The following is a 23,324-nucleotide window of genomic DNA, read 5'->3' on the forward strand; positions in this document are numbered from 1 at the left end:
TTTATATAAATGATTATATTGCCAGTAAACATTAAAGTCAACCCCATTACAAAAAAATAAACACGCGTTAAAAATGATGGCGAATATTGGCGACCGTTTTATTTAACTCATTCTACCTTTACTCGGAAATTCAGGATATAAAGTAGTTCATTACAACAGAAACAACCTGCGGAATATAAATACTCCACAGGTTATTCTATCCTACATCCTATCCTAACTCGGGTTGATCCACGAAGGTAACAGAATAATCCGTAGCTCCATACAATTCAAAGATCACGATCTCATTGTTGCTTTCCTTTAACAAAGGACCCGGTACATACAATGTTTGCTGCGGTCCGATATTCCAATAGCGTCCTAGATTAAATCCATTGATGAACACAACCCCTTTGGTCCAGCCCTTCATGTTCAAGAACGTATCACAAGGCTCGTCCACAACTAAGGTTCCTCGGAAGAAGCTAGGATCTACTTGTTCAGAAAGACCTTCAAATACAAGACCCGATAAATCCGTGAACGGCAACGTATACGTCGTCCAATCTGACAAGAACTGTCGACCATAACGTGCTCCTTCGGTAATCCCTTTTCGATCTTTCATAAAAGGACCATAGTTGACACGCCCTAAGTTCTCCACAAGTATACTTACATGTAGCCCTTCAGCCGGAACATCGAATTCTAATTTCACTTCTGGCTCGGCACGATCTAGCGTTCCCACCAACTGCCCATTCAGAAAGACTTGTGCACGGTCATGCAAATCTTGTATGAAGAATTCATCTTTCGGACGTGGTCCTGTAATGAATGTACTATAATGAATAAATCCATAATCCTGACCCAATTTCTCCATCGTCTCAGGGTATGCAGAGTGAATAGGTGCTGATATGCGGTCCAAGTTCACCGTTAATGAAGCTTGCTCTGTCATATCGACCCGTCCATATGCTTTCTTAGCGATAGGGGCTGGTAATTCACATGCTCCGAGCTCCACATATTTCGAGATGACCTCACGAACTGCATAATACTTAGGCGTCGGTTCACCAGATTCATTCAACAACGCATCATAGTCATAACTTGTAGTCGTAGGCTCATAACTATCAAACGTATGACCGTTCGCTCCGTTGAAGAAGCCAAAGTTGGTTCCACCGTGGAACATATAGAAATTAACGGACCCATTCAGATCAAGTATTTCATCCAATACATTGGCGACATCTTCGGCAGGACGCGTATGGTGCTCCTCACGCCAATGGTCAAACCAACCATTCCAGTATTCCATGCACATGACTGGCGCATCGGGCTGATATTCTCGTAGCTTCTCAAAAGCTTCTACTGCCCGTGAGCCAAAGTTCACAGTTTCCAAAACACCAGGGATCATCCCCCCTTGAAGCATCGAGTCTTCAGGTCCATCGGAGGTGAATAACAGGACATCCATCCCACGAGATATCATGCTTTCTTTTAAATAAATCAAATAACGTTTGTCATTACCATAGCTACCATATTCATTCTCAATCTGGAGTGCAATGATAGGCCCACCATTTGTGCATAACAGCGGTTTTAATTTCAGAAGTAATACATCATAATAAGCATCAACATGATCTAGGAACGGCTGATGATAGCAACGAAGACGCATATCCGAATCTGCCAGCAACCAAGATGGTAAACCTCCAAATTCCCATTCTGCACAAATATAAGGCGCAGGACGCACAATCACATGCAAGCCCAACTCTCCTGCCTGTTCAATAAATCGCACGATATCCGCCATGCCTTCAAATTGAAATTGACCTTTCTTCGGCTCGTGTAAATTCCACGGTACATAGGTCTCAACCGTATTGAACCCACAAGCTTTTAACTTTAGGAGACGATCTTGCCAATGCTCCGGTACGGTACGAAAATAATGGATAGCTCCCGAAATGAGTCTTATCGGCTGGTCGTTATAATAAAAGGATGATCCGGAATAATGAAAAGTAGCCATGTTCTCTCCCCCTTGTAAATCAGTGTGATTACTTAAGCATAATGATGTGCTAATGCTTGATTGATCCACTCTCTCACCGCTAATAGCCACGCTCCATGATTCCTCGGATATACAGCGAACCACCTCGCGATGGACACACTTGCTTTTGGGTAGTGGTTGGTAACTACAGCCTTCACACACAACGGATTTTCACCGCCAAATTAATCGCCATGCGTGGCACACAGCAATAAAGCCACAGCTAAAAAATACTGCGGCTTTATTGTTTATTGCTTCCTAAAACTTATTTTGCATAGTCTAGCATTGTTAAAATTAACGTGACTGCTTCAGCTCTGGTTGTAGTAGCATTGGGATTAATTTTACCATCCCCATTCCCCTTAATTAAGCCTGCTTCTTCTGCAACTGCTACATAAGGTTTGGCCCATACTGGAACTTGAGCTGCATCTTTAAACGAAATTGTTACATTTAGATTGACTCCAAGATCCAGTGCACGAACAATAATAGCAACTAACTCACTTCTTGTGATTTCATTATTCGAACGGAACGAGCCATCTTCATAGCCTGAAATATATCCTGCTTTAGCAAGTGCTTGAATGAATGGTTGTGCCCATACCGGTGTTTGGTCTTGATCAGCAAAACCAAACTCTGTATGAATTTGCTCTAATTTCAGCGCTCTTGCTAGCATTATGGCTAACTCACCACGTGTTACACTATCATTCGGTCTGAAAGTTCCATCCTCATAACCACTTACAAAACCAAGTTCAATTGATTTTTCAATGGAAGCTTTCGCCCAGTGATCTGCGATATCAGTAAAATCTACTTTAGGTGTTTCAGGCTCAGTAGGTTTCACTGGTTCCGTTGGTTTAGCTGGTCCTGTTGGCTTATCACCATCTGGTTTTGGTGTCGGTGATGGATCAGGAGATGGTTTCCAATCACCGCCGCCTGAAGAGTTAGCTTCAGTCGTTACAGTATTACTCGGACCTTCTGTACTCCAGTTTCCTGCTTCATCTCCCGCTTCAACTTTAAATGTATAAGTTGTGTTAGGGGATAAACCGCTGACTTCGTAGCTTGTCACATTACCTAATGCAACAGGTTCTTTGCCAGTCATATAAAGCTTGTAGTTAGTTACAGCAATGTTATCTGTTGCTGCTGTCCAAGAAAGCGTAATGCTTGTCTTTCCAACTTGTGAAGCTGTTAATTCGGCGCCTGCTGGCCAGGTTGGTGCTTCGGTATCTTCTGGTTCCGGATCTACTGATGCTTCAGGTGTTGTGACTGTTTTAGTCAATCCTTCACTACTATTACCCGCTTCATCCGTTGCTACTACTGTAAACGTATAGTCGGTTTCCGCCGTTAGTCCTGTTACAGCAAAGCTTAATTCAGTTACTGTCTCCAGTTCCTCTTCACCTTTATAGATCGTGTAGCCTGTTACTCCTACATTATCACTTGCTTCTGGCCAGTTCAGTTTCAAGCTCGTTGCTTGTACATTTGTTGCTGTTAACGCTGCATCTGCTGGCCATGTTGGTGCTGTTGTATCTTCAAGGGGTGTACCTTCCACCTTCAGCGCCAGGTTCTGGTACACATTGTCGTCCATCTGAGCCCGAACCATGATTTGTTTGCCTAGCTCGGCGTTTGACTCGGCGGTCAGATCGCTGCCGGTCAGGGTTATGCCGCTGAGGCTCAGGTCCACTGTCTCTCGGAGCGTGACGTCTTTGGTAAGGACGTACCTGAGGGGCTGGTCGGGCATCGGGTTGTTGTACTGATCATACACTGTGGCCGTAACGCTGAGAGTCTCGCCCGGCGCAATGGTCATCACAGGGTTATCAAAGAAGATTCGATGCGGCTTGGACACTTCGTCGGAAACCTTGATGTGTTTGGTCTCCTGGATCTTGCCCCGGTTGCGCTTCGTTTCATTGGCCGCGTTATCGCTGGTGACCGTGAGTTTTCCACCGAAGTAGCCGCTTTGGTCGTTAGAATCGGTCAGATAGGCGGTCAGGAAGATGTCCTGGTTCTTGGTGGCGTCGGCCGCGACGGTCAGCAAACCGGTATCAGCATCCAGGGTAAGGCCGGTCATTGTGGTCGCGCTGTAATTCGCGGGATAGGTCACTTTGGCCGCGCCAACCAGATCCACGGTTCCGCCCGTCAGCTGCTTCGAGCCGCCGATGTCGTTGGAGAAACGCCACTTGATGGACAGGTTCGGATCGCCGGAGATGTCATAAGGTACTCCGAACTGATCCAGCACCGTCGCGGACAGGTTAACGGTCGAGTCCTGCTTAAAGTAGTCCCACGAGGTGTTGTAGCGGCCTTCCACGGGGTTTCCTTCCGCGTCCTGCAGGCCGTTGATCACGATAGAGGTGGGAACCGGATCCTTCTTTTTGTAAATACGGAAGTAGTCGAACATGGCTTCCTTAGGCCAGTAGCCGTGGTCGTGCCCGTATCCGTCGCCCTCACCATTGCGTCCCAGATAGATGCTGAGAATCGTCAGCATGCGGTAGTCGGCGGTGCGGCTGGAGGCATAGACCAGATGGCCGTCGAGGTACATCCTAGTGCCGGTTTCGTCCCACTCAAAGCCGTATACGTGAAACTCCTGGTACGCATCGCGGCCCCCGGTGTAGCCGTCCTCGGTGTGTTTGGTGTAATCATACCGTCCGTAAGGGCTTGTCGCCGGGTTAGGCGTGGCGCTTACGTCAGAACCAGCCCACCAGCGCCCGTTGGCAGGGTTGGACGGTGATAAACGGGAGCCATTCTTGTGGATGACTGGTAGCCAGCGGTTGTATTCCCCGTTGGGGCTGTTCTTGTCAGCCGTGATCTCCAGAATGTCATACTCCACGCCCTGGTCGGTGGTGTAGAACACGTAGTTACCCCAGCCACCGGGCCCGAAGTCGTACATGTCTTTCGCAGTGCCGGCCCCATGCTTGGTGTTAGTCGGTTCCGGTCCGGACAAGGCTTGGGTCGGGTGCGAGTCGTCCTGCGCGCCGACCATCCACCAAGCGAAGTGCGCACCGTCGCCGGTGCTAGGCAGGCGCAGGCGGGTCTCAAAGTAGCCGTACTTGGTGGTCACGAGGCCGTCAAAATCGGGCAGGTCCGGATCTAAGGCGTCGCCACGTCCGTCCTCCAGCAGGTGTTGGTGATGGCGGTCGCGCGAAGTGAGCGCGACGATGGGCTGGTCGCCGCCATCGTTGGTACCGGTGAAGCCCTCTGAGAAGTCGGGCCGCTGTTCCTTGGCTCCCAGCGCCAGATAGCCGTTACCAGTCTCATCTTGCACGAACTCATATTGGGCTTCGCTGTTGTCCTTGTTGATCGCCCAGCTCTGCAGATACTGCGGGACCCAGGCGGTGGTATCCAGCTCGGGCCCGCTGAATTCATCATTGAAGTACGGCTCCCAGTCGTTGGCGTTCTTGCCTAGGGGGCCATCCTCCACATCACGAGTCGGCCAATCCTTAATGTTGGCATTCTTGATGATTCGCACGTTGCGCGTCACGGACATAGGTATCCCATCCACCGTTGAGGAAGCAGTGACGGCAATCGTCATCGACGCCTCGGTATCCGGGCGGACATACAGCATACCGTCATCTCCAATGATGACACCAGTGATGTCAGTCTGTCCCTCCACATCGGAGGACACGCCCTCGTAGGAATAGGTGACTGTCGGGTCGTTCACCAGGGTGCCGGTGGCGTCAACCACCTTGACAGGGAAATTACGCCGCTGAAACAGCGAGTCAGGCACGGTAATCGCGTACTTGTCATTGTCTAGGTCGGGCGTGGTCATGTAGATCTGCGGCTCCGGTGCTCCCTCGATGAGCCGTACGCCATGGACACCCATGTTCCCACTGGTGTTGTTCAGGGAGAACTTGACGGTCAGAGGATTTTCTCCCTCGTCGCCCACATAGGTGAACGAAAACTTAGCGGCGTACCGCCCGCTGGTCTTGCTGATAGTGTCCATTTTGACCAAGCTCTCGGTTTTGGTGTACTTGTAGTTCCCACCGCCCTGCTTGGGCATGGTGGCGCTGATGGTGAGCGTCCGGGCATTTGTCGCCTGGAACGTGAGATACACATCCAGTGTGCGCTCGATGCCCTCCACGGACGGCGCGGTGAACTCAGCGGTCGTCGTCCCGGTCCGCACCACGCTATAGCTGCTGCTGTCCTCCGCCCGGCTTGTGCCGTCAAAATAGGTCAGGCGAATATTTTTGCGCTCCTCGTTCTGCCCGTTGATGCGAGTACTGCTCACCGTGCCCGCGAATTTCGCATTCAGCAAGCCGGCGTCGGCCTTTCGATTTACTTTTTCGCCGGTACCGTCGTTGGTAAAGCGCATCCAGTCGAGGACGTTGGGGGCGTTCAGATTGTCGTCAATCTTCGGTACGCCCGGAACGGCGGTGTTGTTGGAAACGTCGGAGAACGAGGTTGTCCCGGCCACCGGGTTCCTTGGTTCGCCCGTGGAATATTTTGAGAACAGGTAGTCGTTGTACTTCTTCGTGCCCGTTAGGGAATCCTCATTGTCCTTGATCCCCGGCTCAACTGTGCCTCTCACACGGTAATCGACGCCGATTTCCACGTCCGCGTCAGGCATCACGAAGGTCGTCGTACTAGCGTTGGAATCGGCAAACGAAACGCCTGAAGTGCCGTTGATCATTTTCCAATTTTTAAAGCCTTGACCTTCGGGCGGCGTGCCGGCCTTAAGCGTAATCGTGCTGCCCACATAGGCACTAATGCTCTCGCCTGTGTTGGACCCGCCGACCTCCTCCACTGTGCCGCCGGTCACCGTTACGGTTCTCGCCGCCGCGTCCTTATATGTAGCGGTGAGGCTTACGGGATGGTTGGGCATGGTGAACGTGGCCATGGCGCTGTTTGGGTTGTCAAACAGCGATGCATCCTCACCTGTCCATGCGTCAAACACCTTGCCGAACGGCGCGTCGCCAGCGGTTAGCTTAATGGTTGAGCCCGACAGGAACTCGCTGGTATCACCCGGCTTGCTGAACGGTTTTTCATATGCCGCCGTACCGCCGGACACGTCTAGGGTGTTTGTAGTCTCGTCAAGGATGCACGCGGCCACGGGGCGTAGGCTGCTCCAGTCCTTGTTGTCGCCAGCAGCCAAAGTAAATGTAACCACCAGCGGATACTCATTTTCGTCACCCGTGTAGGTGAACACATATTTTAGCCCAGTAAGGCCATTTGAACTGGCGGTGATATCTTCTACTCTTCTATCAAAAGCAGGGACCGCCGCCACGGAAGCGCCGTTCATGGTAGCTGTGGCGGTCACATTTTGTCCGCCGTTCACGGCTAGATAAATCTCCAGCGTACGGGGCTCGCCGTTCGCGGATGGCGCGGTGAATGTGGCGTTGGCGTTGGTCCCAGTAAAGGTAGGATGCGCCCTGCGCATATTCACGTTCTCGGTTGAGTTTACCTCGGTGCCTCCAGACAGTATGACCCCATCCGAGTATTTGGGGCCGAATAGCCCTAAATCGGCATAGTTGCCGCCGTTTTTCGCCGAGCCGTCGGCTCCGTTGATGTCCAAACGGTCTCCTTCCACTTCGCTCTTGACGTGCTTCACTTGGCTCGCGGCGCCGGTCAAGTTTTCTCCGGAATTGGCGCCGTCCCTGCTGACATAGTGAATCCAGTCAAGGATGTTGGGCCTTGTGAAGTCCGCCAAGCCAGGCGACCCGTCCAAAAGCGCATGGAACTCCGGTTTATTGTCCACACTATGTCCGGATCCTATCGCTCTTTTTAGTTCCTCTGCCGTCGCATTGGTGTAAATATCCCTCCCGACATACAGAACCCCGCCGGAATCGGGCGCCGCCTGCACGAGGGGTGGGGCGAAGGAATAACTGGTGACCGCCATCAGCATGGCGAGGGTAAGGGATAGTCTTTTACGTGCGAGTTCCAGTTTCAAATCTACTCCTCCTTAATAACTTCATATTGTTCGATTTGTATCGCTTGATTAATCCGCTCTCTTGCCGCTAACAGCCACGCTCCATGACCTCTTGGGTACTCGGCAAACGTCAGCGGATTACTCAGACCCTCTTCCATAATGGCTATTGTCTGTTCTTTGCCAATTTTCTGCTCAAGTAACTCTAATGCGCGCAAATCCTGTAACCCTTCATAAAGAACTTCCAATCGAATCGATTCAATCGGACCTTCTTGACCTGGATAGACCAAGTAGGCATCCCCTGAAGGAAATGCATGCATCGCATCGGTCGTACGGTACGGATCAATCTGCTGATTCAATGAATATTGTGAATACCAGAAGTTGTAACCCCAGTGCAGAAAGCCCTGTAATCCGAATTTATACAATTGAAACCCAATCACGCGATTTCTAGCAGACGGCATATTAAAGAATCGGTTCGATACTTGTTTACCCTGTGCGCAGCAATAATACGTCCAAAGGTCTGGAACTTGATGCTCCAAGAACGGTTCAATATGATTGTTCGCTGGAATAGGTCTTTTCACCAAACCCTGCTTATACAACTCCAAATCGGACAAAGCATCCATAATTGGATAACCTGACAAATGCTTATGAATGATCTCACTTGCAGCTCGGTACGACTCTAAATGTTCCTGATCTGGCTCATCTGAAATATGGAACCAGCTTTGATGTTCCAATCCATATTCCTTCAAATACCGATCAAGGCAGGGTAGAAACTGATCTAAAAAACCTCGATACGCCGCTGAAGTTGCATCTGTCTCCCAGCCAAATAAATGTTGCTCTTCCCCTTGAATAGTTGCCATGATCTTCGGTGCACATTTCGCTCCCCATTGTGTGAATAAATGAGAAAACTCAAAGTATTTGAATCCAAGTCGACGGCACATCGTTACCCACCGTGTAAGTAGATCAAATCCAAATTCATAGCTATCTCCTACAGCCGTCACGGACACGAGTTGAACCGTTGGACGTACTCCGCCAATGGCTGTGTCCAAAGGTGGTGTGAACAACGGGGTCAATATCATATTCATGCCATGCTTAACCATGGTGTCTGCATAACGTTCTATGAGGGCCCAGTGCGCTTCACTAAATACTTCAACACCATACTGTGTCGCAAGACAATCGACATGAAACCATTCCGTATGAATTAACTGTTGCGGCGGCAATGTAGCAGGGATCACGTTTAACTCGAATACATCTGATTCCCCTAATACCTGTCCCTCAGATGATCGAAATAAGATCTGGATGGGATGAATTCCCGCATCCGTCACGCATTCATTCAATGCAATCGTCACCCATATCGAACGCCATTGTCCTGGGATCGCAGAAACAGATTGCTCATCTAACTTATATAATGGATCTGGATATAGTCCCGGCGTGGTACGTAATACATCCGTATCATGGTTATTGAAGCAAGGCATCTCCGAGGAGACGAGACCGACGGATCTAACCAGTATTTGATCTGATAGAGATGACTTTATCTCAATGTCTATATTTTTTAGAAGTGTGTCTGAGGTGTACGCGACTTGGAAGGAGAACATCTCCCCGAACAGTGCAGATGCGCGACTATAAAATTCATTGCTTGGCATCTCATCAGCGAATACCTTAGTCAACGAACTTAATAACATCGTCTGAAATAGCTGTGGAGAATTCATCGCTTATTTCACCTCTTCTTGAGCACGAACACTTTGTGCAAAGTCTTTCAGAACAATACTGTTACCCTCTATTCTGGACTGCTCTGCGGCAAAAGCCATTAAGTGACTTTGAACGGATTGATTCGCCGATGTAAGACCTTGAGCCTTGCCATCCTCACGAACTAATTTGACGAAATCCTTGATTAAACCCATATCACCACCGCCATGACCGACATGCCCACCCGCATTCTCGAACGAAATTCGCTCAACCTTACCGCTGCCAAAATGGATCACTTCAATTTCATTCTTCTCCATGGCACCACGAATCTCTCCCTTAGTGCCCATAAGTTTAATAGTACGACTTACATCTTTGGTAAACGCGCTCATCGTGAATGCTATAGTTACGGAATTAGCGAATTCTAGATTTACAACTTGATGGTCAACGACATCATTATCACAATGATAGACACATTTACCGTAAGGTCCTTCCTGAAGTGCCCTCAAGCGGGCATCGTAACTCAAATCATCGTTAATTGCCGAAGTAGGCCAATCCGTATTATCCGTTAAATATAGATCAGGAGCATAATAGAGACATTTATCTGCTACTGGGCAACCATCCGTGCATCGTAGTGGCGCCCCTTCCGGTGCCTCACTAGACTTGAAATGGGATAGTGAGCCGAAGGAAGATACGCGAACACACTCTGAATCTGTTAACCAGGAGAGGATATCCAGGTCATGACAAGACTTGGCAAGAATCATCGGACTGGACTCGTCCTTTCTCCGCCAATTGCCTCTTACGAAGCTATGAGCTTGATGCCAGTAACCTACATTCTCATTATGTTGAATGGACATCAATTGACCAATCGCACCACGCTCTAGCAGCTCCTTGAGCGTAGAGAAGAAATTTGTATATCTCAATACGTGACAAATAGAAAAGACGCGCTGAACTGCCGAGGCTTTTTCCTCCATAAGCACACATTCCTTGGCATCAGGAGACATCGGCTTCTCTAGAAGAACATGATAACCTGCTTCCAGTGCTTTCATTGTCGGCACATAATGCTCGATGTCCTGTGTGCAAATAAATACGGCATCCGCTACTTTCGGAGATGCGAAGAATTCGTCCCAGTTCGTAAAGCACATATTATCTGCCAACCCATGTCTAGTCTTGAATTTTTCCCTTCGTTCAGCATTCGGCTCTGCAACAGCTACAACTTGAAGCACATCAGGATGCTGAATAGCGTATTCCGAATAATTAACTCCTCGCAATCCCGCTCCAATTAACGCAACAGTAACCTTCTTCATCGCTCTCTTCTCCCATCTTTATTTACAATGTTATTCTCTCTATTCTTTGACGCTTCCAACTGTCATACCTTTCACAAAATACTTCTGTAAGAAAGGATACACCATCATAATTGGCAATGCCCCCATGAAAATTTGCGCAGTTCGGATGGTCTTCTCACTTAGGTTCTCCATCACCTTGAGCTGCTCAATAGACATAGACGACATCTGAGCATTTATTGACATGATTAATGTAGAAAGATAGGTCTGCAATGGATACTTGTCAGGTGAATTCATATAAAGAATACCATCAAACCAAGAGTTCCAATGCCCGACAATGGTGAACAATCCAATGGTTGCGATCGAGGGAAGGGATACTGGTAAATAAATTTGCCAAAGTACTCTCCAGTGTCCCGCACCATCAATCCTAGCTGCCTCATCCAATTCCTTAGGAATGGCTCTAAAAAAGTTAAGCATTAGAACCATATTCCATACATTCAATGCACCAGGCAAGATAAGCGCCCAGATTGAATCTATTAAGCCTGTATTTTTCACAATGATATAGGTAGGTATTAACCCGCCTCCGAAAAATAACGTAATCGCAAATATCCATACATACAAGGTTCTAAATTTAAACTGATCATTCGATTTGGAAAGCGGAAAAGCAGTAATAAACACAAGGAGTAAATTAACTGCTGAACCGAGCACCACTCGCTTTACCGAGACCCATAAGGAACGGAAGAACTCTACCTTCTCTCCTAAATATATATACGCATCCCAGGAAAATCCTACGGGCCAAAGGCTGACTTCTCCGGCCATCGCGGCTGTATTCGAGCTAAGTGAGATGGAGAGTAAGTGAACGAATGGGATTATGCCAATTATTGTGATAAGAGTTAACAACAACGTATTGAACACGATAAATAACTTTCTGCTGATTGATTGTTTGTGTATCACACTACTACCTCCATCCCCTAGAATATGCGGTAATTATTAAATTTGTAAGCTGCGTAGTAGGTCACCGATACCATACCTAAAGAAATGACCGATTTAAAGAATCCAACCGCTGCTGCTGGTCCAAATTGTTGGCTAAACATCCCCAATCGATAGACAAAGGTATCAATAATATCTGCCCCTTCATACACCGTCGGATTATACATAATCAGGATCTGCTCAAAACCTGCATTAAGAATACCACCCAGACCTAATACACTAAGTAGAATAATGATAGGTGTTATACTTGGAAGCGTAATGTTAAGCATTTGCTTCCATCTTCCTGCACCATCTATCTCTGCCGCTTCATAAAGCGTCGCATTAATTCCTGTAATGGAGGCAAGCATAATGATCATATTGTAGCCCATTCCTTTCCAGACATCGGACCCAATAATAATTCCTCTGAACCAACCATTATCAAGCATGAACATAATAGGTTTCAATCCCATGAAGGAGATTAAGCCGTTAACAGGCCCATTCAAAGAGAATAATTCAATAATGACGCCCCCAAGGATGGTCCATGATAGAAAGAAGGGTAAGAAAATGGCTGATTGAATGAAGCCTGCGAACCATCTCTTTGTAACCTCATTCAGTAATAAAGCAAGAATGAGAGGGACAACCAAGGATAATACCATTTTTAAGATTGCAATAATAATCGTATTCCAAAGTACTTGATTGAAATCAGGTAAAGCGAACACATAACGAAAGTTATCTAGACCAACAAAATCCGATTTAAAAAATCCGGATAACGGCTCGAATTGTTGAAACGCCATAATAAGACCAGCCATTGGACCGTATGAATAAATCAATGTAAAAATAACTCCTGGTATTAACATGAGATGAAGCGGAAATTCCTTCTTCAGCGTTCTCATAGATGATCCTCCTAACCAACTACTCATTTTAAAAACGGGAGGTGTGCCGACTCATCGACTCACCTCACCCGCTTTATGTTCCTATGATTTATTTCGCAGCTTCTGTGCTATACCAATCATTGACCTCTTGAATAATTTGATTCCCGCCAAGCGTCTTCCAGCTTTCAACGAATTTATCGAAATTATCAAGAGAACCGCCCATAATGATCTTGGTAAAGGACTCTTGCATCAACTTATCTAGCTGACCACCCTTCTCCACTACTGTTGGTGTAGGAAGACCATAGAATTCGTTGTACACAAATTGTTGATTTTCTTTAATTTGTCGTGTTAATCCCCAGCCACCGTCTTTCGCAGCCCGGCTAAAATATGAACCCCAGTTTATGCCTTTGGTAGCATTGGTTGTGTCGCCTGCTAGGAAGTCTATTGTCGCTTTAAAGGTATCCGCAACGGTCTTATAATTTGCATCGTCTATTGTAATTTCAGTCTGATTGGCATCGAGTGCTTTGTTCACTTCAGTGTAAATCGTTTCAATATCCGCAGGATTGGCAATCCGTGGGTTGAACCAGTTATATACATAGCCATCTGCCGCTTTATTCTTATCCATGTATTTCTTATTGCCGACTTCAATATAGAAATTGAGCATCTTAATGGCTGCTTCCGGATTCTTCGCCTTTTTGTTCACGACGAAGATCTTATTACTGCGGATTTTTGGAACGAGCGATTTAGCTGGACCATCAATCCCTGGAAGTTGAATCGCAATCCAATCCGCCTTCGGATCTTTGTCTACGCTTGAGTTGAGCGGCCAGTTCGGATACCACCACTCTCCGTAGGAAATACCCACTTTACCTGCAATCAGATCTTCTACCGCTTTATTCTCATCTTTCAGTGCGAACTCTTTATCTATAATTCCATCTGTATACCATTGTTGTAGCTTTCCAAGCGCAGTCTTCACTTCAGGTTGGATCATACCTGGAATTAATTGGTTATCACTACCTTTAATCCAAGCGGATTGACTATCACCAACGGAAGGGTATGCACCGAACCCATTAAAGAACCCTCTAACATCAAATCCCCAGAAGAATAAACTCTTTTGCAATGCGATACCGTAGGTGTCATTTTTACCATTCTGATCTGGGTCATTATGCGTAAATGCTTGTGCAACTTTCTCAAGCTCATCGATCGTCTTCGGTGCCTGTAAACCTAGATTATTAAGCCAATCTTGACGAATCCATAGCAACTGCGTGGATAGGAAAGGATCTTCAAATGCAGGAATACCTAATTGCTTCCCGTCCGCACTGAAGGTTTTCATCGCAAATCCACCGTCAGATTCCATATACCCCTTGAGAGCTGGTGACGCATATTGTGCGTAAGCTTCCGTCAGATCAGCGAGCATATCTTGTTTTTTGAGTTTCTCGTAGTTCTTTTGATCAACTTCTATAATGTCAGGTAGATCCCCCGATGCCATGGCAAGTGAGAACTTTTGCTCGAACTGGCCGGAGGGCACCGTCCATTTGTATTTCACTTCAATATTCATCATCTCTTTGAGATCTTTCAGATAGGCATTCTGTTCTGGTGTAATTCCACTTGGAGTTCTTGGATCTTCTGGTGGATTAAACGCGAGTACTTGAGTGACAGTGACCGTTTCAGGATATTTCCCGAGTGGATCTGGTGCTGTAGTACTGTCTGCGACTTTATTCGTCGGTTCCTCTTTTGGCGAGGATGGTGTATTAGTGGCCTCATTTCCTTGACTTGAACATGCTGTAAATACCGAGAGTATCATCGTTGCTACCACAATCATTTTCCATGTTCTGATTTTTCCCATTTGAACGCTTTCCCCCTTTTATGTGCAACCACATCAATCATCTGTGTTCCTAGTTATTATTCTAGGCTCATAAGAATGCGCTTTCAATTTCGTTTTCTTTACATCACTATCACTTTATTTACCTATCTTGAGTTTCGATATTCCTGCGGGGAAAGACCCATATTTCTTTTGAAAAATGTTGTGAAATAGGATGGCGAGTCGAACCCTACCCGAATTGCAATCTCATTCAACTTTAAAGTTGTAGTCTCCATCAGTTCAATTGCAACATGAAGCTTCGTTGTTTGGATATACTCCAGTAAATTTTGACCTGCCATCTGTTTATAATACCGAGACAAATAAGAAGGGTTGAAATGTACCTCTTCAGCAATCGCAGTAAGGGATATATCACCGGATAGATTCTCATACACAAATCGGTGAATTTGTTCAATGACTAATGTCTTGAATTCATCTTGTTCCATCCCTCCGACTGTATTCATTGTTTCTTCATGTTTGCTTAATCTATCAAGGTCCACAATAACCATGTTCTGTCCTAGTGATGCTATCTTTTGAATCCTTACACGCCCAGCTTCGACTTGAGTCTGCATCGAGTCCCAATCGTCAAGTAAATTCCCAGAAATCCCAAATGAAACGCAAGCATCCACCATCTCTTCACATTCGTTCTGTACCAGCTCCAAGATCCCTTTCATATAAACAACAATCCCACGCCAATTCAATTCCGTATCTGGATGATCCCCCCGTAGCCGATTCAACAATCCCTCATCCGGTTGAAGCAACCATACTAGCACGCAATCATCATAAATCACTTCTTCACTTACAATGGACGCAGGTAAGTGATCGGCAAAGATTCGTTGAACGGATGAGGGTATGTTGGATTTATAAGCCTCCGTCCGATCGACTACTCCGACAAGAAAGAACGCAGGACGATCAAGTGCAATGTCGAAATTCACCTCTGCATAACGTGTATCCGATAATAGAGTAGCGATCGACTCTCCACCCAATAATGAACCCATCAGTTCCCTCTTCAGAAAAGAATTGGCGATTTGAAAGTGTATTTGTGCCCTTTCCTGCTGGAGTCTACGACGGTTCTCTTCTTCTAACTTATCGATTGCCTTCTTCACAGCTTCGAAGATAGGCTCCATTCCTTCCGTTTTCAGAATATAATTATCCACATTCTTACGAATCGCTTCGTATACATAATCAAATTCACTATACCCCGTAAGGAAAATGACTCGACATAAAGGCCAATAATACACAATTTCGTCCATAAGCTGAAGTCCGTTCTTCTGTGGCATACGAATATCACTAATCATAATATCCAGTTTAGTTTTCTTAGCAATTTCAAGTGCTTCGCTTGAAGAATACGCTTTACATATATCTAACTCAAATTCTGAATTCTCCTTGAAAAGCTGAACTAATCCATTCGCAATAACAGGCTCATCGTCTACGATCAGTAATCTGTACATCGTTATTCTCCCTCGCTCTCGTATTTAATAATAAGTTCCGCTCTCAATCCTCCGTATATGCTGCGGGAAAGGAACAATCCACTGTCCATCCCATATTTCAATTGGAGTCTATTGTTAACATTTATTAATCCCGTCTTCTCCATTTGTTTTAAACCCATCCCAAGTTTTTGTTGTAATTGCTCTATTTCCTCATCCGTTACAAGATTGCCGTTATCTTCTATCGTAATGCGTACCATTCCAACTTGGCAATCGACTCCGATGTAGACCACTCCCTGCATGGTATCGTCTTCGAATGCGTGCTCAAACACATTCTCAACGATTGGCTGGATGATAAGTCTTGGCACCAAAATAGTATTCGATAAAGCAGACATTTCTTCGTATTCATAACGGATACGGTTCGAGAAGCGAATACACTGAATCTCACAATAATCAAGTGCATGCTGATACTCTTTAAAGAAAGGCACTTGATCCGACCCACTTCTCGTAATGTACTGGTAGTAGCTCCCCAGCTTCTGAGAAAGCTCTGCCGCACTGTCGGAGTCTCCCACTTTGCACATCATGTAAATATTAAAAAAGCTATTATAGAGAAAATGTGGATTTATTTGCGACTGTAATTGCTTCAACTCTGAATGTTGAAGTGCAATTTTCTGTTCATAATTCTCCTCTATAGAATGCTTCAGTCTGGAAGCCATTCGATTAAAGCTATGAAATATATAGTGAAATTCATCCCTTGTCTTAGACTCAATAACCAAATCAAGATTATCCGTTTCTACCATACGAAATGTCTTAACTAGCTTGGAAAGCGGCCTATGAATCATTAAATTCACCGAATAAGAATAAAGTATCATCACCACGATAGCAATGACGAACGAGGTGTAGAGCAACGTGTTAAACTGACTTAATGGACGTATCATTTCATTCTGGTTCACATACATGATCAATGATAGATTCAAGGAACTAATATAGTTATGGGCAGTAAAATAACTTATGCCGTTCACCTTGTTAATTTCCGGTATGTTCGTTTCGCTATCACCTTCTGCAGCGATTAGATCAAGGACTACTGTTGATACGGCATTATCCTTTGTTGTAGATAGTACATTACCTATATCGCTATTCCCGAGAAATACTTCCGATTCTTGATATAAGGTTGCTATTTGATTAAGTGCCTCTAATAACTTCGGTTTGGAAATTTCAATATAGGACCACATGCTAGTGTCTTTCTCCTTCTCAATAAGGAACATCCGATCACCATCCCTATAGAATGAAGGTTTCTCCGTAACGTTAAGTAACGAGGAGATATTCTCGTATTCCGCATTAGGCGTATCTGTGACACCCGTCTTACTTGAGATTGTTTTACCTAATGATTTGATGTATACCCCAGCGTTGACCACATAATCGCTTGAGACGATCATTCTATTCAACATTTCTCTAGCTGTATCGATTAGTTCTACCTCTTCATACTTCTCTAGACTGCCACCCCGGAAACTAAGTTTCTGTATGTTGCTATCTTCTATAAATTGTAATTGTAGATTGCGAATAAAATACAACTCTTTATCCAGTTGCTTCGAATAGAATGACGCCCCCGCTAAAGAGGATTCCAAGATTGCATTCTTTGTAAAAGACATCCCTTTGTAATTCACCCAAATATTCATCGCAATGAGAGGAATCAGAAAGACGATAAATAAGATGACAATTTTCTGATAGACGAACCATTTTACTTTCCCCGTAGCCCGTAGCTTCATACTAGACCTCCATTTGTTTTTCAAATTCAGACTACCTTGCTCATTTATAGATATTAGAAAAGGCTTCTCACAAAGTTCAATATGAACTTACGAGAAACCTTTTATTTATCAGTAAGTATTTTAAATACCTCTACTCTATGTGCACCTTCCCGCCAACAAGTATCTCAACATCAAGCTCGCGAATCGCATCAATCCATTCCTTGGAACAGCCTGAGTCGGTTACGATCATAGATATGTGCTCAATAGGAGAAATCTGGGCAAAGGTGGTGACTCCGAACTTGGAATGATCCACCACAAGAATGGACTCTTCCGCTCGCTGCATCATTTTACGTGACAGTAAGGCCTCATCCAGATTGTATTCGGTAATACCATCAGAGAGCGAGACACCCCCCGCGGAAATAAAAGCTTTGTTAACCTTAAACTGATCTAGCAGATGATGAGCAATGGCTCCCGTTGCAGCTTGATTACTCGCATTCACCTCGCCCCCAGCAAAAATAACCGTTCCCTTGAATTCCTCCAAAGCACAGGTCAAGATAGGTACGAAATTTGTAATCACTGTCACATCGGCCCGGTCTTTAAGATGCCGCATAATTTCCAGCGTCGTTGTACCGTTATCCAGCATCACCGTTTCCCCATCCTCGATAAGTGAAGCCGCAAGCTTTCCGATGTTCTGCTTTTCGTTCTGATGCATCTGGGACCGCTTCAGAAATTCCGGCTCCGTGATCTCCGAACGCATCCGCACTGCTCCTCCGTACACTTTTCGCAGCCTTTCTTCTTTCTCCAACCGGTCCAGATCACGCCGTATGGTCTCTGTGGATACATTAAATAACTTGGCCAGAGCATGCACCTGCACTTTCCCGTCGATATCCAACTGAGCGAGGATCGTCTGCCGTCGTTCTTCATAGGTTAAGGACATGAATGATTCCTCCTCTTATAGCCAATTTCTGATGATTTATGTGTTTTGTTGTTGTTTTCACTAAGCTTATTACGATTTCATTTAGCTTGTCAAGCCAAAATCTTTTCGTCGCATCACAACGTAAAAAATGAATTGACAGATTGTAAAACTGGCGATAGAATCAACTCAAAGTCACATCAAAACACACAATTCAACACAACTTACAATAAGTTGTATGACTGAGGGGGAAACTATTGATGAACCGCCGCTTATTTTTTCAGAAAGATGGAACTTTTAAAATGGTGCAATTTACGGATATTCATTGGATGGATGGAAGAGCCGAAGATCTGCGTTCCCGTGAATTGATGGAAATGATACTGGATGCAGAACAACCGGATCTTGTTGTATTCACGGGAGATATCCTATACACTGGCGCTGTCTCGCCAGAGGATGTCGAATGCCAGAACCCGCAGCAAGCTTTCCGCGATGCCGTTGCTGTGGTTGAAGAACGTGGATTTCCGTGGGCTGTTGTGTTTGGAAATCACGATACAGAACTCAGAATTACTCGTGAAGAGTTGATGCAAGTCGCATTGACACATCAGCATATCGTAGCGGAATCCGGACCTAGGAATCTTTCGGGCTCAGGCAATTATACAGTTGAGCTTGTAGATTCGGATGGAAAGCCCGCGGCTAATCTTTATTTTCTTGACTCGGGCAGTTATTCTTCTCTTCAGCAAGTGCCAGGCTATAACTGGATTCAGCGGGATCAAATTAGCTGGCTGACAGGTGAATCCACACGACTGAATCCGCAGGGGACTGAGAGTAAGCTTCCCGCTCTCGCCTTCTTTCATATCCCGATTCCTGAATATCAGGAAGTGTGGGACACACAAGTTTGCTATGGGCATAAATTTGAGCCAGTATGCTGTCCTCCTGTCAATTCAGGACTGTTCACGGCACTACTTGAAATGGGCGATGTGATGGGTACCTTTTGTGGACATGATCATACGAACGATTATTACGGCACCTTGCATGGCATCCGACTCTGCTACGGGCGAGCAAGCGGCTATAACACTTATGGTAAACAAGGTTTTATGCGGGGAGCTCGGGTCATTCAACTGACCGTAGGACACCATGATTTCAACACCTGGCTTCGTCTGGAGGATGGATCCGTTGTACATAAACAGCCCACACATGAACCAAATACAGTTAAAGCTTCTAATGGGGCTGACATGTAATGCTTATACCAATCATCCTAGTTATTGCTTCCGCTATGGCTCATGCTGTCTGGAGTATGTTCACCAAGAAGAGCCGCAATAAGAGTGCCTTCCTGTGGTCGATTATGATGGTCGCGACGATCCTGCTTCTACCGGTATTGATCACAGAGTTGTGGCGGAATCCACTTACTGCGGGCTCCTATGGTCTACTGTTGCTGTCTGTCGCCCTACAGGCCATATACTCATGGCTTTTGTCACAAACCTATGAACTTGGCGATTTATCGCAAATTTATCCGATCATGCGGGGAACGAGCACGCTACTCGTACCGATCATCGGAGTTCTCTTCCTTAGCGAATCACTATCCGTTCTCGGATGGATTGGGATTCTCTGTATGCTTGGAGGGTTCACCGTCCTTAGTGGGGTAGGCTCGCGCAGCAAACCATCCAACTCAAAGATGCAAGGTATGAAACCTATTTTGATGGCATTATGTGTTGGGTTATGCACAACTTTTTATGTGTTCGTCGACAAGCTCAACCTGCAGCATATTTCACCACTCGCATTACTGGAAGTAACTAATATCGGTTTCGTGATTGGGTTGACTCCAGCTGTCCTGGCTTCACGGCAGATCCGGGAGGAATGGCGACTCAATAAATCTACCATGATGCTGGGAGCCATCTTGAACCCCGGTTCCTATCTGCTGTTCCTCTTCGCGATGCAACAGGCACCAATGGCTCATATTAGCCCTCTACGAGAAATAGGTACCGTATTCGCCACATTCCTTGGCGTTCTGCTCCTGAAAGAGCAGCAAGGATTGAAACGACTCTCCTGTTCCGTAGTCATATTCTGTGGTATCTTGCTCATTGGGGTGTGGGGGTAGATATATCGCGCATGATGAGGTTAATCAGTTAAATCTGGTTAACCTCATTTTTTGCATTAAATGAGCATGACCTAAGGATACGATATATTATTTTTATTACCTATTGAGCCTGGAGTTACTCCATAGTTTATAATAATGAACAAAAAGAAAGAAGAAGAAATCTCCGCGTTCAGTAACTATGCCAGAAGGGGAGGTCCGAAATAGGTGAATGAACTATGGTAAAACTAAAATTTGCAATTGGTGAGGTATCTAATATTCTCAGTATCCCAATTGACACTCTTCGTTATTATGACAGGATCGGACTACTCCCTTCACATCGGGACGTGAACAAGTACCGCTATTATTACCTTGAACAGTTCGATTCCCTAATAACGATCAGAATGCTTAGAGCAATGGATGTCCCTATTGAGCGTATTCAAACACTTCTCACTGATGACAGTCTAAACGATATGCGCGAGTTACTCTCTAGCAAACAGAAAGATATCGACCGGCAGTTAACCTATTTGAACCATCTATCTCAGAAGCTAGACTTTATGAAAGTTCAGTTTCAGCGCTTCGAGGAAACGGATGTTATTGAGCTTGTGCAAAGTAATCAAAGCTGGGTGTTTCTTACCGATTCTATTATGGAGAGCATCGATAAGAAACTCGGTAATAAAGTGCAGCAACAGGTACGTAAAATCAGTGCCCATCAGGAATGGCTTGCTTTCTGCCACATCATATCCATCGTGTCGATGGATAACCTTATCGCGGGAAATTACCACAGTTATCTGAATAATGGTATTTTGTCCACCTTCCCGATGGAGGAAGATGCTGGTGTATTCCAGAAATTAGAGCCATGTCTTTGTGCAAGAAAATGCGTCGTCATTGGCAAGGATGGTTATACCGATTTAGATGATCATTACGAGCAGATGAAAGGATTCATCCATAAGCGCGGCTTAAAGATCGCTGGAAATTCTCTTGAAATCAATCTATATAATCAGTACAACAATCACTACATTGAAATCTATATTCCTGTAACGGACAATGAGGAAGGGTGGAACAAAGATGAAAAAACTAACAATTGATGGGCAGCGTATTGTAAATGAAGACGGGGCACAGGTTATTTTGAGTGGCGTAAACTTGGTCTGCAAAGAAAAGGAGAAAGGATATGTGGACCCTTGCAATGAGAGTCTATTTACATGGTTTCATGAACAAGGCTTCAATGTCATCCGCTTGGGATTGATTTGGGATGGTGTGGAACCGAAGCCAGGTGTCTATGATAACGAATATTTGAACAAAATTAAACAGCAAATCCTTTGGGCGGAGAATAATGATATCTACGTTTTTCTTGATATGCATCAGGATTTGTATAGTTCACTTTATGGCGATGGAGCTCCTGAGTGGGCTACCTTCTCAGATGGTCTTCCTCATGTAGTCGGCCAAATTTGGAGCGACGCTTATTTGGAAAGTCCGGCACTGAACCGTGCCTTGGATCATTTCTGGGACAACACACCAGCTAATGATGGTATAGGTTTGCAGGATCATTATGCGGCGATGTGGAAACATGTAGCTGCATTTTTTGCTGACTGTACCAATATTATCGGTTACGACATGATGAACGAACCCTACCCTGGGTCAAGAGGTCAGGAGGTTTTTGGCACAATCATCGCTGCTTACGCTCAATCGGTCATGGGAATGACTGAGGTCAACATGGAACAACTCTCCGCGCTCTGGTTTGATGAGGAGCAAAAACAAGAGATTCTCGTCGGTATGGCGGATATGGATATTTATCGAGTGCTGGTCGAAAGTGCGAAAGAGGCTTCACAAGTATTTGAGCGTGAAATTCTCGCTCCCTTTTTCAACAAAACGGCGGCAGCGATCCGCTCGGTTGTCCCGGACGGTTTTTTAATGTTAGAAACAAGCTATTTTTCTAATATGGCAGTGGAGTCTGGTTTGGAGCTTGTACAGAACGATGAAGGTATAATCGTTCATCATCAGGTCTATGCCCCCCACGGTTATGATTTGGTAGTCGATACGGAGCATTACGAGATATATAATCAGGATCGTGTCGATTTGATATTTGCTACCCATCGCAAGGTACAAGAGCGTTTGAACATCCCTGCCCTGATCGGGGAGTGGGGAGCTTTTACCGATCATCCTGCGACCCTCGGACTATCGAAAGCACTGATTTCTATCTTTGAACAGTATCTTTGGAGTAATACTTATTGGTGCTGGTGTGATGGATTCCGGGAATCTCCTTACTCCAAGGCGTTAAACCGCGCTTATCCACAAGCGACAGGGGGAGTGCTTGTCGAGTACCACTATGACTACGATGCGGACATCATAAAAGTGGACTACGTTCCATCCGGTGGTGAAACCTTGATCTACCATCCCCGCGTTGCATTACTCTCCAAGGAAAACGTAGTAGTTGCCGGAGCGGACTCAAGCTTGATTGAGCTTCGTCCTTTCCCTGATTCAGAGGGGGGGATCGTATCGATTATCGCCCCGCAAGGCGAGACAACAATAACGATTACAGTAGGGAAACCTCCATTAGAGCAAAAGTAGATAAGTATACAAGTATCTGATACGGGTCGATTGCACTTGCAATTGACCTTTTTAGATGAGATAAAACTCATCCGAAAAACAAAACGTATGTGCTATTGTGAAGATGGGATCTTTATGTTTAATA

14 protein-coding genes are annotated in these 23,324 nt (G+C 45.5%); 4 read left to right on the forward strand and 10 right to left on the reverse strand.

The genetic code is table 11. From position 1 onward, the window contains the following. Positions 1–208 precede the first annotated feature (208 nt). From ACP8HI_RS17655 to ACP8HI_RS17700, 10 genes are all read right to left on the reverse strand, one after another. Entirely contained in the window at positions 209–1,957 is a 1,749-nt protein-coding gene (locus tag ACP8HI_RS17655; RefSeq protein WP_438347494.1) for a glycoside hydrolase family 35 protein, read from the reverse strand. 280 nt (positions 1,958–2,237) lie between these two features. Beyond that, entirely contained in the window at positions 2,238–7,838 is a 5,601-nt protein-coding gene (locus tag ACP8HI_RS17660; protein ID WP_438347495.1) for an S-layer homology domain-containing protein, read from the reverse strand. 2 nt (positions 7,839–7,840) lie between these two features. Then, positions 7,841–9,523, reverse strand: a complete 1,683-nt coding sequence (locus ACP8HI_RS17665; protein WP_438347496.1) for a DUF4091 domain-containing protein — start codon at positions 9,521–9,523, stop codon at positions 7,841–7,843. Between the two features lie 3 nt (positions 9,524–9,526). Continuing rightward, a complete protein-coding gene (locus ACP8HI_RS17670) occupies positions 9,527–10,804 on the reverse strand; it encodes a Gfo/Idh/MocA family protein (RefSeq protein WP_438347497.1) in 1,278 nt (425 codons plus the stop codon). 39 nt (positions 10,805–10,843) lie between these two features. Next, positions 10,844–11,731 carry a carbohydrate ABC transporter permease gene (locus tag ACP8HI_RS17675; protein ID WP_438351887.1) on the reverse strand — a complete coding sequence of 296 codons (888 nt, stop codon included), beginning with the start codon at positions 11,729–11,731 and terminating at the stop codon, positions 10,844–10,846. A gap of 20 nt (positions 11,732–11,751) precedes the next feature. Beyond that, complete coding sequence (locus ACP8HI_RS17680; RefSeq protein ID WP_438347498.1) at positions 11,752–12,642, reverse strand: ABC transporter permease; 891 nt, start codon at positions 12,640–12,642, stop codon at positions 11,752–11,754. An 88-nt stretch (positions 12,643–12,730) separates the two neighbouring features. Further along, positions 12,731–14,464, reverse strand: coding sequence for an extracellular solute-binding protein (locus ACP8HI_RS17685; RefSeq protein WP_438347499.1), 1,734 nt, complete (start codon positions 14,462–14,464; stop codon positions 12,731–12,733). A 122-nt stretch (positions 14,465–14,586) separates the two neighbouring features. After that, on the reverse strand, positions 14,587–15,927 hold the full coding sequence (locus tag ACP8HI_RS17690; protein ID WP_438347500.1) for a response regulator transcription factor: 1,341 nt from the start codon (positions 15,925–15,927) through the stop codon (positions 14,587–14,589). Positions 15,928–15,929: 2 nt separating this feature from the next. Beyond that, the gene (locus ACP8HI_RS17695) at positions 15,930–17,669 is read right to left on the reverse strand and encodes a sensor histidine kinase (protein ID WP_438347501.1); all 1,740 of its coding nucleotides are present in this window, start codon (positions 17,667–17,669) and stop codon (positions 15,930–15,932) included. Between the two features lie 130 nt (positions 17,670–17,799). Then, positions 17,800–18,585: a DeoR/GlpR family DNA-binding transcription regulator gene (locus tag ACP8HI_RS17700; protein ID WP_438347502.1), complete on the reverse strand. Its 786-nt coding sequence runs from the start codon at positions 18,583–18,585 to the stop codon at positions 17,800–17,802. Between the two features lie 236 nt (positions 18,586–18,821). On the opposite strand from ACP8HI_RS17700, the gene ACP8HI_RS17705 reads away from it, so the two are divergent. The 4 genes from ACP8HI_RS17705 (at position 18,822) to ACP8HI_RS17720 (ending at position 23,200) form a co-directional block, all read left to right on the forward strand. Then, positions 18,822–19,799 (forward strand): metallophosphoesterase family protein, encoded by a 978-nt coding sequence (locus ACP8HI_RS17705; protein ID WP_438347503.1) that lies wholly within the window; start codon positions 18,822–18,824, stop codon positions 19,797–19,799. Continuing rightward, positions 19,799–20,656 carry a DMT family transporter gene (locus ACP8HI_RS17710; protein ID WP_438347504.1) on the forward strand — a complete coding sequence of 286 codons (858 nt, stop codon included), beginning with the start codon at positions 19,799–19,801 and terminating at the stop codon, positions 20,654–20,656. The genes ACP8HI_RS17705 and ACP8HI_RS17710 overlap by 1 nt, the downstream gene beginning before the upstream one ends. 215 nt (positions 20,657–20,871) lie before the next feature. After that, a complete protein-coding gene (locus ACP8HI_RS17715) occupies positions 20,872–21,720 on the forward strand; it encodes a MerR family transcriptional regulator (protein WP_438347505.1) in 849 nt (282 codons plus the stop codon). After that, a complete protein-coding gene (locus tag ACP8HI_RS17720) occupies positions 21,701–23,200 on the forward strand; it encodes a cellulase family glycosylhydrolase (protein WP_438347506.1) in 1,500 nt (499 codons plus the stop codon). Before ACP8HI_RS17715 ends, ACP8HI_RS17720 begins: the two co-directional genes overlap by 20 nt. The last annotated feature ends 124 nt before the right edge of the window (positions 23,201–23,324 follow it).

It is taken from the genome of Paenibacillus sp. FA6 (assembly GCF_051550225.1).
In the GTDB taxonomy this organism is placed as follows: domain Bacteria; phylum Bacillota; class Bacilli; order Paenibacillales; family Paenibacillaceae; genus Paenibacillus_AQ.

Bases quoted from the DNA above. Each gene is read 5' to 3' on its own strand.
- ACP8HI_RS17685 (WP_438347499.1), bottom strand. From the start codon at position 14,464: ATGGGAAAAATCAGAACATGGAAAATGATTGTGGTAGCAACGATGATA.
- ACP8HI_RS17705 (WP_438347503.1), top strand. From the start codon at position 18,822: ATGAACCGCCGCTTATTTTTTCAGAAAGATGGAACTTTTAAAATGGTG.
- ACP8HI_RS17670 (WP_438347497.1), bottom strand. From the start codon at position 10,804: ATGAAGAAGGTTACTGTTGCGTTAATTGGAGCGGGATTGCGAGGAGTT.
- ACP8HI_RS17720 (WP_438347506.1), top strand. From the start codon at position 21,701: ATGAAAAAACTAACAATTGATGGGCAGCGTATTGTAAATGAAGACGGG.
- ACP8HI_RS17665 (WP_438347496.1), bottom strand. From the start codon at position 9,523: ATGAATTCTCCACAGCTATTTCAGACGATGTTATTAAGTTCGTTGACT.
- ACP8HI_RS17715 (WP_438347505.1), top strand. From the start codon at position 20,872: ATGGTAAAACTAAAATTTGCAATTGGTGAGGTATCTAATATTCTCAGT.
- ACP8HI_RS17680 (WP_438347498.1), bottom strand. From the start codon at position 12,642: ATGAGAACGCTGAAGAAGGAATTTCCGCTTCATCTCATGTTAATACCA.
- ACP8HI_RS17690 (WP_438347500.1), bottom strand. From the start codon at position 15,927: ATGTACAGATTACTGATCGTAGACGATGAGCCTGTTATTGCGAATGGA.
- ACP8HI_RS17700 (WP_438347502.1), bottom strand. From the start codon at position 18,585: ATGTCCTTAACCTATGAAGAACGACGGCAGACGATCCTCGCTCAGTTG.
- ACP8HI_RS17655 (WP_438347494.1), bottom strand. From the start codon at position 1,957: ATGGCTACTTTTCATTATTCCGGATCATCCTTTTATTATAACGACCAG.
- ACP8HI_RS17710 (WP_438347504.1), top strand. From the start codon at position 19,799: ATGCTTATACCAATCATCCTAGTTATTGCTTCCGCTATGGCTCATGCT.
- ACP8HI_RS17695 (WP_438347501.1), bottom strand. From the start codon at position 17,669: ATGAAGCTACGGGCTACGGGGAAAGTAAAATGGTTCGTCTATCAGAAA.